This window comes from Ruegeria sp. CDSC085, assembly GCF_059610465.1.
In genome coordinates this window covers 176,325-192,508 of sequence record NZ_JBXWNR010000002.1, presented here as the reverse complement: position 1 = coordinate 192,508, position 16,184 = coordinate 176,325, and the positions used below count along the sequence as shown (strand labels likewise).

Here is a 16,184-nt window from a genome sequence, read left to right as displayed (position 1 = left end):
GCCATCTTGCCAACGATAAGGATAGAGCATGCAAGAGCCTCTGAACTCCTCATACCCCGTTCTGCCGCTGCGCGATATTGTGGTGTTCCCGCATATGATCGTGCCGCTCTTCGTGGGCCGAGACAAATCCGTCCGCGCGCTGGAAGAGGTGATGCAGGACGACAAACAAATCCTGTTGTCCAGCCAGATTGATCCGGGTGTCGATGACCCGGATGAGGACGGTATTTACCGGTCCGGCGTTCTGGCCAATGTGCTGCAACTGCTGAAACTGCCCGATGGCACCGTCAAGGTGCTTGTCGAAGGGCAAGCGCGCGTACAGATCACCGAGTTTCTTGAAAACGAAGAGTTTTTCGAAGCGCGGTCGGAATATCTGACCGAGATTCCGGGAGACGTTACCACGACCGAAGCCCTTTTGCGCACCGTCGCGGACGAGTTCGAACGCTATGCCAAGGTGCGTAAGAACATCCCCGAAGAAGCGCTGACGGCCGTGGGTGAAACCACCGAGCCGGCAAAACTGGCCGACCTTGTGTCGGGCCATCTGGGCATCGAGGTCGAACAAAAGCAGGACTTGCTGGAAACGCTCAGCGTCAGCGAGCGGCTTGAAAAAGTCTATGGCCTGATGCAAGGCGAAATGTCGGTTTTGCAGGTCGAGAAAAAGATCAAGACCCGTGTCAAATCCCAGATGGAGAAGACCCAGCGAGAGTACTATCTGAATGAGCAGATGAAGGCCATTCAGAAAGAGCTTGGCGATGGCGAGGATGGCAGCAATGAAATTGCGGAGCTGGAAGCCAAAATCACTGAGACCAAGCTGTCGAAGGAAGCGCTGGAAAAGGTGGAAGGCGAGCTGAAGAAGCTCAAGAACATGTCGCCCATGTCGGCCGAAGCCACGGTTGTACGCAACTATCTGGACTGGATTCTGTCTTTGCCGTGGGGTACCAAATCCCGCGTCAAAAAGGACCTGGCGCGCGCGCAAGACATTCTGGATGCCGATCACTACGGCCTTGAGAAGGTCAAGGAGCGGATCGTTGAATATCTGGCCGTTCAGCAGCGTTCGAAAAAGCTGAAAGGCCCGATCATGTGCCTCGTGGGCCCTCCGGGCGTGGGTAAAACCTCGCTTGGTAAGTCCGTTGCACGGGCGACCGGGCGCGAATTCATTCGTATCAGCCTGGGTGGCGTACGTGACGAATCCGAGATCAGGGGGCACCGCCGGACATATATCGGGTCGATGCCCGGGAAGATCATTCAGGCGCTGAAAAAGGCGAAAACCACGAACCCTCTCATTCTGCTCGATGAGATCGACAAGATGGGGCAGGATTTCCGTGGTGATCCGGCTTCGGCGATGCTGGAAGTGTTGGACCCGGAGCAAAACAGCACGTTCATGGATCACTACCTTGAGGTCGAATATGACCTGTCCAACGTGATGTTCCTGACCACGTCCAACAGCTACAACATGCCAGGGCCACTGCTGGACCGGATGGAGATCATTCCTCTGGCCGGCTATACCGAGGACGAAAAAAGAGAGATCGCCAAGCAACACCTGATCGCCAAGCAGGTCAAAAACCATGGTCTGAAAGCCAAGGAATTTGAACTGACCGATGAGGCGCTGCAAAAGATAATCCGCACCTACACCCGCGAGGCTGGCGTGCGGAACCTCGAGCGTGAAATCGCCAAGGTGGCACGGAAGTCGCTGACCAAGATCATCAAGAAAGAGGCGGAAACCGTTACGGTCACGCCAGAAAACCTCGATGAGTTCCTGGGGGTGCCAAAGTTCCGTTACGGTCTGGCCGAGCAGGACGATCAGGTTGGTGTCGTGACCGGATTGGCCTGGACCTCGGTTGGGGGCGATCTGCTGCATATCGAGGCGCTGAAGCTGCCCGGTAAGGGTAGGATGAAGACAACCGGTAAGCTGGGCGATGTGATGAAAGAGTCCATCGATGCGGCTTCGTCTTATGTGCGGTCGATTTCTCCCAAGATCGGAGTGAAGCCGCCGCAGTTCGACAAGATCGACATCCACGTGCACGTGCCCGATGGCGCAACGCCCAAGGATGGTCCGTCGGCGGGTCTGGCGATGGTGACATCCATCGTGTCGGTTCTGACAGGTATTCCTGTTCGTAAGGACATCGCCATGACGGGCGAGGTCTCGTTGCGCGGGAACGCAATGCCGATTGGGGGTTTGAAAGAAAAACTGCTGGCTGCGCTGCGCGGTGGTATCAAGACGGTCCTGATCCCGGAAGAAAACGAAAAGGATCTGGCGGATATCCCTGACAATGTGAAGGAGGGATTGAAGATCATCCCGGTCAAGCACGTCTCGGAGGTTCTTGAGCATTCTCTGGTTCGTACACCGGAACCTATTGAATGGGACGAAGCGGCCGAGGAGGCCGCTGCAGCGGCAGCGGCCTCTTCTGACGCGACGGTGCCATCAGCCACTGCACACTGAGCAGACAGGTTGGATGAATGAAAAAGGCGGGGCAATTGCTCCGCCTTTTTTACAATCCAATTACGGGTTTCTTTGGATCAATTATCTCTTCTTCAGATATGTATTCATTGAACTTTTCCGGTGACAGTGCTGAGCGAACGGCAAGAACGAAAACGATCGATGAAAACAGGACGCAAACCAGAATATCCCATCCAAACGGAATTTGCTTCAACGATCCGGTTCCAAATTGTCCTAGGAACGAGATCAGCCCAAGACCAGCAAAATAAGGCATCAGCCACAAGGCTTCGGTGACGTCCATTTCGTCTAAACGATTTCGGAACCGGACGAGCAACAGAACCTTCCCAACGATCAGCGCGATGCCAAGCCGCCAGACCGTGTCCCATCCGCTCCAATAGACGATGAGTGTGGCAATGGCGAATGCCGACAGCGCGACAAGGCGAACGGCCGGTATGCGGATCGACCGAGGATGGTCGGGTAAAAGATCCCGCAGACAAACCACCGCAACCGGTCCGACAGCAAATGACAAGACGATGGCCGCACCGTTCAGGGCAATAACAGTGGTAAAAGGCACCGTCAGCAGGAACAGCGTTCCAATCAGAAAGTTCAGTGCCAGCGCCCATAACGGGACTCCAAAGGACGACAGGGCCTTCAATCGTTTGGGCAGGAACCCGTTTTGGGAGAGGGCGAGGGCGATACGCGCGTTCGATCCGGTTGAAACCAGCCCATTGCCGAAGGGGCCTATTACAGATCCGACATTCAGCAGGCTCAGAAACCACACCAAGCCGACGGATGTGATTACTGCGTCCAGAGGGCCTTCGCCACCAAAACTCAGTTGTGCCCACCCCTTGGAAAGCATGGATGGGTCGAGCGCGCCGATGAAAGCCACTTGCAAGCCAAGGTAAATGGCGGCGCACAGGACAATCGACAATATCAAAGCGGCCGGAATGGCAAACTTCGGATTTCGAACTTCGCCAGCCATATCTACCACATGGCGAAAACCAATGAACGAAAAAATAATACCTCCAGTGGAAACAGCGGCCATGATTCCTTGCAAACCGTAGGGGGCAAATCCATCTGGTCGCGAGAAGTTTTCAACCTTGAAGCGACTTGCGATAAGCAAAATGGACAGAACCACAGGTATAGCGATCTTCGCCCAAGTAAGGACCGCATTTACACGTGTGAAGAACTTGACCCCAAGTGCATTTACCGCAACGAACAGCAGCATGAAAACCAACGCGACGAAAACGCCTGCTCCGGTCAGATCGCCCGTCTCAGCCGTATGCAGCCAAGGCGCATAGGGCGCGAGGTATTTCAGCATGGCCTCAACTTCAATTGGCGCTGTAGTGTTATAGCCGATCCAGGCCGTCCACCCCATGGCCATCGACACGATGTTGCCATGCGAAAACTGTGGCACGCGCGCAATCCCACCCGGAATGGGAAGCATGGCGGAAATCTCGGCGAAGGTGATTGCCAGTATGAACATGGCAACCGCGCCAATAATCCATGAGATTACAGCCGCCGGCCCCGCGTGCTGAACCGCAAGTAGGGGGCCAAATAGCCAGCCCGACCCTATGATTCCCCCAACGGAAATGAAGGTCAGTCCTAATAGGCCGATGTCTCGCTTTAACCCCGTCATGATGACCTCGGCCTCCGCGTATGGCCAATTATTGGGCCAAATAGGCCACGATAGTCGCCGAAATCCCAACGTGGCAAGCCCGCTGGTTCTAAGCAAAGAATTTAAAAGGAGATGGTGGGTGATAAGAGATTTGAACTCCTGACATCTTCGATGTGAACGAAGCGCTCTACCACTGAGCTAATCACCCATGACACGCGGTCATAGCTTTCCAAAGAGTGCGTCGCAAGTGAAATTGACAAGCTCGCAAGGGCAAAAAACGCCTCGTGAACAAAAAACTGGATTCTGACAAAAAACTGCAAAACGCCGCTTGACGCTGCCCCACCGTAGCCATAATACACCCAAACGTTCAGCAATGAACATGCAGCGGGCGGTTGTAGCTCAGATGGTTAGAGTACCGGCCTGTCACGCCGGGGGTCGCGGGTTCGAGCCCCGTCAACCGCGCCACCGCTGCCAACCTTGGTCCAGGATAAAGGCCATGAAATAGATGCGCGGTTGTAGCTCAGTTGGTTAGAGTACCGGCCTGTCACGCCGGGGGTCGCGGGTTCGAGCCCCGTCAACCGCGCCATTTTCTTCTCAAAAACACCTGTTGATCAGAAAGTCTCGCGTTGGACTGGACGATACCATGACCATAGTTTGATTTGGTCGGCGAAAATCTGTACGTTCACTAAATGTTCTAACTTTTCTGTTGGAGACTCGGGCAAGCTCGCCTATCTCTTAACCACTTGTTTGTTGGGGGCCGGAAATGGCTGAGCTGAAGAATATAGAGGTGCGCGGCGCGCGCGAGCATAACCTCAAGGGCATCGACGTCGATATCCCTCGGGATCAGTTGGTGGTCATCACAGGCCTGTCTGGTTCGGGCAAGTCGTCGCTGGCGTTTGATACGATTTATGCTGAAGGCCAGCGCCGTTACGTCGAAAGCTTGTCCGCCTATGCGCGGCAGTTTCTCGACATGATGGAAAAGCCTGATGTCGATCATATCAGTGGTCTGTCCCCCGCGATTTCGATTGAACAGAAAACGACCTCCAAGAACCCACGTTCGACTGTGGGGACCGTTACCGAGATCTACGATTATCTGCGTCTGCTCTTTGCGCGCGCGGGCACGCCGTACAGCCCGGCCACTGGCCAGCCGATCGAGGCGCAGCAGGTACAGGACATGGTCGACCGCATCATGACGATGGAGGAGGGCACGCGCGGCTATCTGTTGGCCCCGATTGTGCGTGACCGCAAAGGTGAGTACCGGAAGGAATTCCTGGAGCTTCGCAAGCAGGGGTTCCAGCGCGTGAAGGTGGATGGTGAGTTCTATGAGCTGGATCAGCCCCCGACGTTGGACAAAAAATACCGTCACGACATCGACGTTGTGGTCGACCGTCTGGTTGTTCGTGATGGGATGGAGACGCGTTTGGCCGACAGCCTGCGCACCGCTCTGGATTTGGCAGATGGGATAGCAATACTGGAAACCGCACCCCGTGAGGGTGATCCGGAACGGATTACGTTCAGTGAAAACTTTGCCTGCCCGGTCAGTGGTTTCACCATTCCCGAGATTGAACCACGTCTGTTTTCGTTCAATGCGCCATTCGGAGCCTGCCCGGATTGTGATGGGTTGGGGGTAGAGCTGTTCTTTGACGAGCGTCTCGTAGTGCCGGATCAAACGCTGAAGCTGTACGACGGGGCCTTGGCGCCATGGAGGAAAGGCAAGTCTCCGTATTTCCTTCAGACAATCGAAGCCATCGCGCGCCATTATGAGTTTGACAAAAATACGCCCTGGAAAGACCTGCCCAGCAATGTGCAGCAGGTGTTCCTGCGGGGCTCGGGCGATGAGGAAATCCAGTTCCGCTATGACGAAGGCGGACGGGTGTATCAGGTGACGCGCAGTTTCGAGGGCGTGATACCGAATATGGAACGACGTTATCGCGAAACCGACAGCGCGTGGATACGTGAGGAATTTGAGCGGTACCAAAATAACCGTCCATGCGGCACCTGCGAAGGGTATCGTCTGCGGGCCGAAGCCTTGGCAGTGAAGATCGCCGGGCTGCACGTCGGTCAGGTTGTCCAAATGTCCATCCGCGAAGCGCTGGCCTGGATTGAGGATGCCCCGAACCACCTGAGTGCTCAGAAGAATGAGATTGCCCGCGCAATCCTCAAGGAAATTCGAGAGCGCTTGGGATTTCTGAATAACGTTGGTTTGGAATACCTTACGCTGTCTCGTTCAAGTGGAACGCTGTCTGGCGGCGAAAGTCAGCGTATTCGTCTGGCAAGCCAGATCGGCTCGGGCCTGACCGGGGTTCTTTATGTATTGGACGAGCCCTCTATCGGCTTGCATCAACGTGATAATGACCGGTTGCTGGATACGCTCAAGAATCTGCGGGATCAGGGCAACACCGTGATTGTTGTCGAGCATGACGAGGAAGCCATCCGCGAAGCAGATTACGTGTTCGACATCGGCCCCGGTGCGGGCGTGCATGGCGGGCAGGTGGTCAGCCACGGCACGCCCGAGCAGATAGCAGCGGACGCGGCCTCGATCACGGGGCAGTATCTGTCGGGTCTGCGCGAGATTCCAGTGCCCGCCGATCGGCGCAAGGGAAACAAGAAAAAGGTAACGGTCGTAAAGGCTTCGGGCAACAATCTCAAGGACGTTACGGCCGAGTTTCCCTTGGGCAAGTTCGTTTGTGTCACTGGTGTATCTGGTGGCGGTAAGTCGACCTTGACGATTGAGACGTTGTTCAAGACGGCTTCGATGCGGTTGAACGGTGCGCGGCAGACACCTGCACCATGTGAAACCATCAAGGGATTGGAGCATCTGGACAAGGTCATCGATATTGACCAGCGCCCGATCGGGCGGACTCCGCGGTCGAACCCTGCAACCTATACCGGGGCCTTCACCCCGATCCGCGACTGGTTTGCCGGACTGCCCGAGGCGAAAGCGCGGGGATACAAGCCGGGTCGTTTCAGCTTCAACGTCAAGGGGGGAAGGTGCGAGGCGTGTCAGGGGGACGGCGTCATCAAGATCGAGATGCACTTCCTTCCTGACGTCTATGTCACCTGCGAAACCTGCAAAGGCGCGCGGTACAATCGCGAAACGCTTGAGATCAAGTTCAAGGGCAAGTCCATTGCGGATGTGCTTGATATGACGGTGGAAGACGCGCAGGAATTCTTCAAGGCCGTGCCATCAATCCGCGACAAGATGGATGCGCTGGCCCGCGTGGGTCTTGGCTATATCAAGGTGGGTCAACAGGCGACCACGCTGTCGGGTGGTGAGGCGCAGCGCGTGAAACTGTCCAAAGAACTGTCAAAACGGTCAACCGGGCGAACGCTCTATATCCTGGACGAGCCAACCACAGGTCTGCATTTCGAAGATGTGCGTAAGTTATTGGAAGTGCTTCATGAATTGGTGGATCAGGGCAATACCGTCGTGGTGATCGAGCATAATCTGGACGTTGTGAAAACCGCCGATCATATCATCGACATCGGGCCTGAAGGCGGCGACGGTGGTGGTGAGATCGTAGCCGTTGGTGCACCCGAAGAGATCGCTCAAATCGAACGCAGCCATACCGGTAGATACCTGAAAACCATGCTCAACCCGGATCGAGTGGCGGCGGAGTAGGCGCCTTCAGGCAGCTCTCACTCCACCGCCTGTCCAATCAGCGTTTCTTGGCTGGACAGGTGCTGATTCCCAACACCGAGTATAGGGGGCATGAATTAAGCAGGCCGGTGACCAACGGCACGACGCCGATCCACATCCAGGTTCCGTATCCCAGCAGGGCGCCCAGAATAAGCGCAATGCCTATTGCGATCCGAAGTGTTTTGTCGATCCCACCCATGTTATTAGTCATCACGAAAGTATCCTCTCCAAAAGGGTATAGCTTTGGGATACTTTATATTCCCTGATGGGAATATGACTTGAATCAACTTCGCCCTCGCTTTTCAAACCGGGGAAGCATGGCGCTGAAATCGCGGCCCAGTCCGTCCTCGTTTTCGACGAATTGTTCGTAAAGTGCAGTCGCGGCCTGTCCCATCGGTGTATCTGCATCAGCACTGTCTGCGGCTTGTTGGCTGAGTCGCAGGTCTTTCAGCATCAATTCGGCTGCAAATCCAGGAGTATAGCCATTGTCGGCAGGGCTTTGTGGCCCTACGCCTGGGGCGGGGCAATAGGCGTTCATCGTCCAACTGTACCCGGATGAGGTGCTGACCACGTCGAACATCTTTTGGCGGTCCAGACCCAATTTGTCGGCCAGGGCAAAAGCTTCACAGGTGGCAATCATGGTGACGCCCAGAATCATGTTGTTGCAGATCTTGGCGGCTTGGCCAGCTCCGGCTTCGCCGCAGTGAACCGCTTTTTGCCCCATGATGTCGAACAGGGGAGCAGCCTTTGCAAAGGCGGCTTCTGATCCACCGGCCATGAACGTCAGGGTGCCACCTGCCGCACCGCCGACACCACCCGAAACCGGAGCGTCAACGAACAACAGACCAGCGCCGCTGGCCTGTTCTGCGACTGCGCGCGCGCTGCCCACGTCAACCGTCGAGCAATCAATCAGAACGGCACCCTTCGCCATGGCGGGAATGATCTGATCTGCAACTGCCCGTAGAATGGCGCCATTCGGCAGCATTGTTATGACAGCATCGGAAGAGGTAACGGCTTCGGTCGCAGTATCGGCCAGCGTAACCCCGTCAACAGTGACGCCCGCGGTGTCGAATCCGAGAACCTGATGCCCGGCCTTTGCCAGATTGGCCGCCATGGGTGCCCCCATGTTTCCCAGCCCTATGAACCCGATCTGCATCTCTTAGTCCTCCTCGAATGTCAGGGTGTCCGCACCCAATGGCTGCAACATTTTCGAGACGGCCACCAGAGGGACGTCCATATCGGGAAACTGCCAGTTCGGGTTGCGGTCTTTATCAATGATCTGCGCGCGGATGCCTTCCAGAAAATCACCGTGCTCCATGGATCGGTGCGTAAAGCGGTACTCCATATCCAAAGCGCGCCGCATGGTCAGAGAGGGACCACGCAGTCGGTGTAACATCTCGATCGAGCAGGCCACGGAAAGCGGTGCATTTTTTCTTATTTTTTCCAGAGCTTTTTGCGCAAACTCGTGATCATCACTGTGCAGGCTGGTCAGGATGTCGCCCAGTGTTTCACCGGAAAAATGCTTGTCGACTTCGGTTTGCAACTTTGCCAATTCGCCATTGGGTGGTGTTCCGGCATGTTCGGCCACCAGTTCTGCATTTCCAGACGCTTCCAGCATTTCGATCAGATCGGACCAACTCGATTGCGGGATGAAATGGTCCGCAAACCCCGCAAGGATCGCGTCCGCAGGTCCCATTCTGAAGCCTGTGGTTCCCAGAAACTCACCCAGTCGCCCAGGTGCGAGCGCCAGCATCAGCGTACCGCCAACATCCGGAACCAAGCCAATCGAGCATTCGGGCATTGCAATCCTGGAGCTTTCTCCGACGACGCGGTGGCTGCCATGGCAGCCGATGCCGACACCGCCGCCCATGGTAAACCCCTGAAGAAAACTGATGACCGGTTTGGGATATTCGAAGATCAGGGCATTCAGACGATATTCATCACGCCAGAACTTCTGACCATACGAAAAGTTGCCTTTGGTGCCTGTTTCGTAAAGTTCGGCAATATCACCACCCGCACAGAAGGCTTTTTCCCCCTCGGCGTCCAGAACGATCAGGTCAACGGCATCGTCTTCACGCCAGTTGCGCATCGCCGTGTCGATCGCCATGCACATGTCATAGCTCAACGCGTTCAGCGCATGGGGGCGGGTCAGGGTGATGCGACCGGCACGGCCTGTGGTGCGGATTTCGATGTCTGACATTGGGGCCTCAGCGGTTGGCGAGCAACTGACGCGAAACGATCACACGCATGATCTCGTTCGTGCCTTCCAAAATCTGATGCACCCGCAGATCGCGCACAAGCTTTTCGATGCCGTAATCCGCAAGATATCCGTAACCGCCATGCAGTTGCAGGCACTGATCCACCACTTTCGATCCGGTTTCAGTCACGAATTTCTTGGCCATGGCGCAGAATTTCGTGGCATCGGGCGCCGCCTGATCCAGTTTCCACGCTGCCTGACGCAGGAAGGTACGGGCGGCCTGCAATTCGATTTCCATATCTGCCAGACGGAACTGAAGGGCTTGGAACTGATCGATGGATTGGCCGAATGCCTTGCGCTCGGACATGTATTGCAGCGTCATATCCAGCCCGGCTTGAGCAGCCCCAAGGGAACAGGCAGAAATGTTGAGCCGCCCACCATCCAGCCCCATCATGGCATATTTAAATCCGTCGCCTTCGGTGCCTACAAGGTTGCCAGCGAGAATTTTACAGTCGTCGAACTGAACCTGCGCGGTCGGTTGGCTTTTCCAGCCCATTTTCTGTTCCAGCGCCCCAAAGCTCAGCCCCGGCGTGCCGTCCTCGACATATACAGTCGAGATCCCCTTGGGCCCATCCTGACCGGTACGCACCATACAGACATAGGCATCGGAATAGCCGCCGCCTGAGATGAACGCCTTGGTGCCATTCAACGTATAACCTTCGTTGGTGCGTTCGGCGCGGGTTTTCAGCGCCGCCGCGTCAGAGCCAGAACCGGGTTCCGTCAGGCAATAGCTCAGAACCGTATTCAGGCTCAGAACATCCGGCATGATGCGCGCCTTTAGGTCATCACCCGCGAAATTGTCCAACATCTTGGCGCACATGTTGTGGATCGACAGGAAGGCGGCGACCGAAGGGCAGGCCATTGACAGGGCCTCGAAAACCAGGGTCGCATCCAGACGGGTCAGGTTTGAGCCTCCGCTTTCCTCGGATACGTAAAGCGCGCCGAAGCCAAGGTCGCCTATCCTTGGCCACAGGGTTTTTGGAATGGTTCCGTCCGCCTCCCACTTGCGCGCAAAGGGTGCGATGTTTTCCTGCCCAAACGCGTGTGCCATGTCGAAAATGGCTGTTTGTTCCTCGCTGAGTGCGAAATCCATGACGCTCCCTCCCGTCGGCAATGAATTGAACGGTTGTTTATTTCTGAATTCTTACAGAAATTTTGCAGGCGCAACAATGAGTCGGTTGAAAGGGGCCGGAGGCCGAAAACACTCAGAGGTCGGCGTGAAATTCCTCGATCAGGTGGCGCACGACGGCTTTCCCCGGATCGTCCCCGCGCGCTGTTGCCTCGGCATGAATACGGCGTTGGCGCGTGGCGGAAGTGCCGTTTTCAGCAATTTGCCTGAGCCGTGCGAGTTCAGTCATCGTGCCGAGGGCCTCGGTGTCTTCAGCCAACAACCCCATAAGGTCGCCGATCAGTTCAGACATGGGCTTGACCGACCGGTCGCCGAAATCAATCAGCCCTTCACCCACTCCGTAGCGTTGAGCGCGCCAGCGGTTTTCGCCGATCAGAAAACGATCATATTGCCGCCAGCGCAGGTTGCGGTCTTTCAGGCGGCACAGCATCCGGGTCAACGCCTGCACCAGTGCCGCCAACGACAAAGTGTGCTCCAGCCGTGGTTGAACATCCATGATCCGTGTTTCCAAAGTTGGGAAACGATGCGAAGGGCGCAGATCCCACCAGATCTTGGTGGTGTCTTCTATGACGCCAAGCTCGACCAGAATACCCGTGGTCCGTTCATACTCGCTCCAACTGGCAAAAACTGGCGGCAGCCCGGTGCGCGGCAGGTTGTCGAACACCGTCAGACGGTATGAAGACAGGCCGGTATCCTCGCCGCTCCAGTAAGGCGAAGATGTGGACAGCGCCAGGAGATGCGGTAGAAAGTACGACAGTTGCGGCATCAGGTCGGCCCGAAGCGCAGGGTCTTCGACCCCAACATGAACATGCATCCCGCAGATCAGCATCCGTCGGGCAACACCGCCTAGTGCGTGTTGCAACGCGTTATACCGTTCTTTCCGGGTGTGGTGTTGGTCTTTCCAGTTTGCGAAGGGATGGCAAGAGACGGCGATAGGGGAAAGGTTGTATTCGGCCGCCCGTTTCGACACGCATGACCGCAGCCGCTTCAGATCTTCGCGCGCTGAAGCTACCGTGGTGTGTGGTCTGGTTCCAACCTCTATCTGGCATTGCAGGAACTCGGGACTGACCTGACCTTCGAAATCGCTTTGGCAGGCTTCCATCAGCGCTTCGGGGGCTTCGGACAATTGCAGGCTGTCGCGATCCACCAACAGGTATTCTTCTTCGATCCCGAGTGTAAATTCCTGCTGCATGGCGGCCCTCGCAGTTGTCAGTTCAATCAGTGAATACGGAAATTTACGTTTTGCCAAGGGTTTGCCCGGCTTGCCCTTGCAGAGAAACGGTCCGCAGCGGTAAGGAACGTTGCATCACAGATCGCGGAGCCAGCGCCTTGAAACCCAGAAAATTCCCAAAGATCAACGCCGCCCTTGAAGAATTGGGGGTGAAACTGGTCGACAGAGTTACGGAACAGGATGAACGGGCGCGGCTGGAAGCCTTCGAGGCTGCGGGTGGCTTGGTGCGTCCTGCATATGCGTTGTCGCCGGGAATGGAGGGGTTCGACATCTCACAACTGGTGGCGGAATACGAGCGTCACAAGGCAGCCTTGGAGGCACTGAAAGATCCCGCGCGCAACCAGACCGGCTATTGCCCAGAAAATGGTTACTATGACAGCCCGGATGCGGATGCTTTGTATTTGATGATCCGTCGCTTCCAACCCAAGCGGGTGATCGAAGTCGGATGCGGCAACTCTACCCGTGTAACCCGACAGGCGATCATCGATGGCAGGCTGAACACCACCATTACCGCAATCGACCCTTATCCTCGTGCCGACATTGCCCACGTTGTAGATCGGTTCGAACAAGAACGACTCGAAGAAACGGACCCGGAACTGTTTGCAGAACTGGAGGCCGGAGACGTTCTGTTTATCGACTCCAGCCATGTTGTGCGGATGAGCAACGACGTTGCCCATCTTTTCTGTCGCATCATACCGACGCTTAAACCTGGGGTGGTGATCCACGTTCACGATGTGTTTTTGCCCTACGAATATCCCAAGCGCTTCTTCTATGATTGCCCAGGTTGGGGAGAACAGTACATGCTGCACGCGTTGCTGCAATCTGACGCGTATTCAATGCTTTGGCCGGGATACTACCTGCAACAGGATCGGCCCGATGCCGTTGCGGCCTTGCCGTTTCTGTCCACAGGACGCGCGCAGAGTATCTGGGTGCAGCTCAGAGAAAAATGATTTCAGAGTGATCCACAGCGGCAAAAGGTCCGTATCCCTTTCCATAACACGCTGGAGAGGAGAAGACAGCTATGTTCCGTCGCACATTCATGGGCGCAGCCGCCGCACTTGCATTCGCTATGCCACTCAAGGCTCAGGCCGCCGACATCGTTGACACCGCCGTTGCCGCCGGGTCCTTCAACACATTGGTTGCCGCCGTTCAGGCCGCAGGGCTGGTTGACACCCTGAAAGGGGATGGTCCGTTCACCGTATTTGCACCCACAGACGAAGCCTTTGCCGCGCTTCCTGAAGGTACTGTTGAGACGCTCTTGAAACCCGAAAACAAAGATCAACTGATCGCCATCCTGACCTATCACGTGGTTCCGGCCAAGGTTATGTCCGGTGACATTGCCGGCAAACGCGCCAAGGTTCTGACCGTTCAGGGCGATCGGCTGAGCGTTAATGCCAAAAACGGCGTGAAAGTGAATGACGCCAAAGTCGTGCAGGCAGATATTGAAGCCAGCAATGGTGTCATCCACGTCGTCGACGCGGTGATCCTGCCGGAATAAAGCCTGGTTTCTGGAAACAACAAAGCCCCGGCGATCGACCGGGGCTTTTGCTTTTCAGAGATGATTGGTCAGACCAGACGAACCTGCGTGCCGACCTTGACCAGCGGATACAGTTCTTCGACATGCTGGTTGTACAGGCCGATGCAACCTGATGAACTCTGGCGCCCGATCTTTCGCGTGTCGTGCGTTCCGTGAACCAGATATGCAGGCCAACCCAGATACATGGCGCGGGTTCCCAGCGGGTTACCGGGGTCACCACCTTCCATCCGAAGCGGCAGCGAAGGGTCACGTTCGCGCATAGATGCCGTGGGTGTCCAGCTTGGGAATTCGGTTTTGCGCACGACTTTCGTGTACCCGCGTTTGGTAAGCTCTTCGCTCATGGGTACGGAACTTGGGTACAGTTTGTATGTGCCGTCAGGTGCCCAGTAATGAACGGCGCGGCTGGTGATATCGGCCAGCAAACAACCAGCACCAAGCTCATCAAAATGGTCTTGCCAGTTCTGCTGTGAGAATGACGATACGTTGCGCCGTACTGGCAGCTGCGTGCTGATTGCGTCTTCCGTTTCCGGAAAAGCATCCACGCTTTGTGCCCGAACAAGGGCAGGTGTCGCCATCAAAGAGGCCACGCCCAGCAAGGCAGAGCGACGGGTCATACGGGATTGGGACAAGGGTGCCTCCGGTAGGTTCACTGCTCGGTATATTGTTGACGCCAAAATATGAGCATTGTTCGCATTTTTCCAGAGTGAACCACCTGAATTTCTTGTGAGCGAGTGATGGAAAGCAGGTTTTTCGGCGGAAAGATGCGAAAAGCCCGGCCGTTGAACGGGCCGGGCCTGAAAACTTCGGGGCTGTTGGATCAGTCCATAGCCTTGAAGTTGAACTCGCCACCTTCCTTGATGCCTGACGGCCAGCGTGCGGTCACTGTTTTGGTGCGGGTGTAGAACTTGAAGCTGTCCGGGCCGTGCTGATTCAGGTCGCCGAACATAGACTTTTTCCAGCCGCCAAAGGTGTGATAGGCCAGCGGAACCGGGATCGGAACGTTGATGCCCACCATGCCGATATTGATCCGGCTGGCAAAGTCACGCGCGGTGTCGCCGTCACGGGTAAAGATCGCGGTGCCATTGCCGTATTCGTGATCCATCGCCAGTTTCAGGGCTTCTTCATACGAACCCGCGCGCACGGTGGACAGAACCGGGCCAAAGATTTCCTGTTTGTAGATGTCCATCTCGGGGGTCACGTTGTCGAACAGATGCGGGCCGACAAAGAAGCCGTCCTCATAGCCTTGCAGGCTGAAATCGCGGTTGTCGACAACCAGTTTCGCACCCTGTTCCACGCCCGAATTGATCAGGCCCAGAATGCGTTGTTTCGCTGCGGCGGTCACAACCGGGCCCATGTCGACATCATCGCCGGCAGTGTAGGGGCCAACCTTCAGCTTTTCGATACGCGGCACCAGTTTTTCGATCAGTGCGTCCGCGGTCTCTTCACCCACGGGAACAGCCACCGAAACCGCCATGCAGCGTTCGCCTGCCGCACCGAAACCGGCGCCAACCAGCGCGTCCGCGGCCTGATCAAGATCAGCGTCGGGCATGACGATCATGTGGTTCTTGGCGCCGCCGAAACACTGGGCGCGTTTTCCGTTCGCCGTTGCGCGGCTGTAGATATACTGCGCGATCGGGGTTGAGCCGACAAAACTGACGCCCTGAATGATCTCGCTGTCGAGAATGGTGTCAACCGCTTCCTTGTCGCCGTTTACGACCTGAAAAACACCTGTAGGCAAACCGGCTTCGACGAACAGTTCGGCCAGCATCAGGGGAACTGATGGGTCGCGTTCAGACGGTTTCAGAACAACGGCGTTACCGCAGGCCAGAGCGGGGCCGACGTGCCAGAGTGGCATCATGGCCGGGAAGTTGAACGGCATGATCGAGCCGACAACACCCAAAGGCTGACGCATGGAGTACATATCAATGCCGGGGCCCGCGCTGTCAGTAAACTCGCCCTTCAGCATCTGTGGTGCGCCAATGCAGTATTCGATCACTTCGAGACCACGCTGCAAATCGCCCTTGGCGTCTGGGATGGTTTTGCCGTGTTCGCGGCTCAGCGCTTCGGCCAGTTTGTCCATGTCGCGGTTCATCAGGCCGACCATGGCCATCATGACGCGCGCACGTTTTTGCGGGTTGGTTGCACCCCATGCGGGTTGGGCGGCGGCGGCGGCCTCGATCGCGGCGGTGGTTTCTGCTGCACTGGCCATCGGGCACTTGTATTGAACTTCGCCCGTTGCCGGGTTGTAGACGTCGTCGAAACGACCGGACGTTCCGGCGACCATTTCGCCGTTCAGGAAATGGGTCAGGTCTTGCATCAATAGCTCCTCCGATAGATT

General features: G+C 56.3%; 12 protein-coding genes and 3 tRNA genes. 6 read left to right on the top strand and 9 right to left on the bottom strand.

Going from position 1 to position 16,184, the window contains the following annotated elements:
* Window positions 1-28: 28 nt before the first annotated feature.
* Window positions 29-2,437 carry an endopeptidase La gene (gene lon / locus AC2FJB_RS04425; protein ID WP_496717463.1) on the top strand — a complete coding sequence of 803 codons (2,409 nt, stop codon included), beginning with the start codon at window positions 29-31 and terminating at the stop codon, window positions 2,435-2,437.
* Window positions 2,438-2,486: 49 nt separating this feature from the next.
* Here lon and AC2FJB_RS04420 read toward each other — a convergent pair whose 3' ends face one another.
* Together AC2FJB_RS04420 and AC2FJB_RS04415 are read right to left on the bottom strand one after the other, a co-directional pair.
* Complete coding sequence (locus tag AC2FJB_RS04420; protein ID WP_117869080.1) at window positions 2,487-4,073, bottom strand: APC family permease; 1,587 nt, start codon at window positions 4,071-4,073, stop codon at window positions 2,487-2,489.
* A gap of 112 nt (window positions 4,074-4,185) precedes the next feature.
* A tRNA-Val gene (locus tag AC2FJB_RS04415) sits at window positions 4,186-4,260 on the bottom strand.
* Window positions 4,261-4,440: 180 nt separating this feature from the next.
* Between AC2FJB_RS04415 and AC2FJB_RS04410 the strand changes: the two genes are divergently transcribed.
* The 3 genes from AC2FJB_RS04410 to uvrA all read left to right on the top strand — a co-directional run bounded on the left by AC2FJB_RS04410 (window position 4,441) and on the right by uvrA (window position 7,674).
* Window positions 4,441-4,517: transfer RNA gene (locus tag AC2FJB_RS04410), tRNA-Asp, on the top strand.
* 44 nt (window positions 4,518-4,561) lie between these two features.
* Window positions 4,562-4,638, top strand: a tRNA-Asp gene (locus AC2FJB_RS04405).
* Between the two features lie 177 nt (window positions 4,639-4,815).
* Window positions 4,816-7,674: an excinuclease ABC subunit UvrA gene (uvrA, locus tag AC2FJB_RS04400; protein ID WP_117869079.1), complete on the top strand. Its 2,859-nt coding sequence runs from the start codon at window positions 4,816-4,818 to the stop codon at window positions 7,672-7,674.
* Window positions 7,675-7,711: 37 nt separating this feature from the next.
* On the opposite strand, the gene AC2FJB_RS04395 is transcribed toward uvrA, so the two are convergent.
* The 5 genes from AC2FJB_RS04395 to AC2FJB_RS04375 all read right to left on the bottom strand — a co-directional run bounded on the left by AC2FJB_RS04395 (window position 7,712) and on the right by AC2FJB_RS04375 (window position 12,270).
* Window positions 7,712-7,903, bottom strand: coding sequence for a YgaP family membrane protein (locus AC2FJB_RS04395; RefSeq protein WP_117869078.1), 192 nt, complete (start codon window positions 7,901-7,903; stop codon window positions 7,712-7,714).
* Window positions 7,904-7,975: 72 nt separating this feature from the next.
* Window positions 7,976-8,848, bottom strand: coding sequence for a 3-hydroxyisobutyrate dehydrogenase (gene mmsB, locus AC2FJB_RS04390; protein ID WP_496717464.1), 873 nt, complete (start codon window positions 8,846-8,848; stop codon window positions 7,976-7,978).
* 3 nt (window positions 8,849-8,851) lie between these two features.
* Complete coding sequence (locus AC2FJB_RS04385; RefSeq protein ID WP_496717466.1) at window positions 8,852-9,892, bottom strand: enoyl-CoA hydratase/isomerase family protein; 1,041 nt, start codon at window positions 9,890-9,892, stop codon at window positions 8,852-8,854.
* Window positions 9,893-9,899: 7 nt separating this feature from the next.
* Window positions 9,900-11,042, bottom strand: a complete 1,143-nt coding sequence (locus AC2FJB_RS04380; RefSeq protein ID WP_496717467.1) for an acyl-CoA dehydrogenase family protein — start codon at window positions 11,040-11,042, stop codon at window positions 9,900-9,902.
* Window positions 11,043-11,154: 112 nt separating this feature from the next.
* Window positions 11,155-12,270, bottom strand: a complete 1,116-nt coding sequence (locus AC2FJB_RS04375; RefSeq protein ID WP_496717468.1) for a carboxylate-amine ligase — start codon at window positions 12,268-12,270, stop codon at window positions 11,155-11,157.
* 137 nt (window positions 12,271-12,407) lie between these two features.
* Between AC2FJB_RS04375 and AC2FJB_RS04370 the strand changes: the two genes are divergently transcribed.
* Together AC2FJB_RS04370 and AC2FJB_RS04365 are read left to right on the top strand one after the other, a co-directional pair.
* A complete protein-coding gene (locus tag AC2FJB_RS04370; RefSeq protein ID WP_496717469.1) occupies window positions 12,408-13,259 on the top strand; it encodes a class I SAM-dependent methyltransferase in 852 nt (283 codons plus the stop codon).
* A 71-nt stretch (window positions 13,260-13,330) separates the two neighbouring features.
* Entirely contained in the window at window positions 13,331-13,807 is a 477-nt protein-coding gene (locus AC2FJB_RS04365) for a fasciclin domain-containing protein (protein WP_117869073.1), read from the top strand.
* Between the two features lie 68 nt (window positions 13,808-13,875).
* On the opposite strand, the gene AC2FJB_RS04360 is transcribed toward AC2FJB_RS04365, so the two are convergent.
* Complete coding sequence (locus AC2FJB_RS04360) at window positions 13,876-14,460, bottom strand: L,D-transpeptidase (RefSeq protein ID WP_496717605.1); 585 nt, start codon at window positions 14,458-14,460, stop codon at window positions 13,876-13,878.
* Between the two features lie 203 nt (window positions 14,461-14,663).
* Complete coding sequence (locus AC2FJB_RS04355; protein WP_496717471.1) at window positions 14,664-16,163, bottom strand: CoA-acylating methylmalonate-semialdehyde dehydrogenase; 1,500 nt, start codon at window positions 16,161-16,163, stop codon at window positions 14,664-14,666.
* Between the last annotated feature and the right edge of the window lie 21 nt (window positions 16,164-16,184).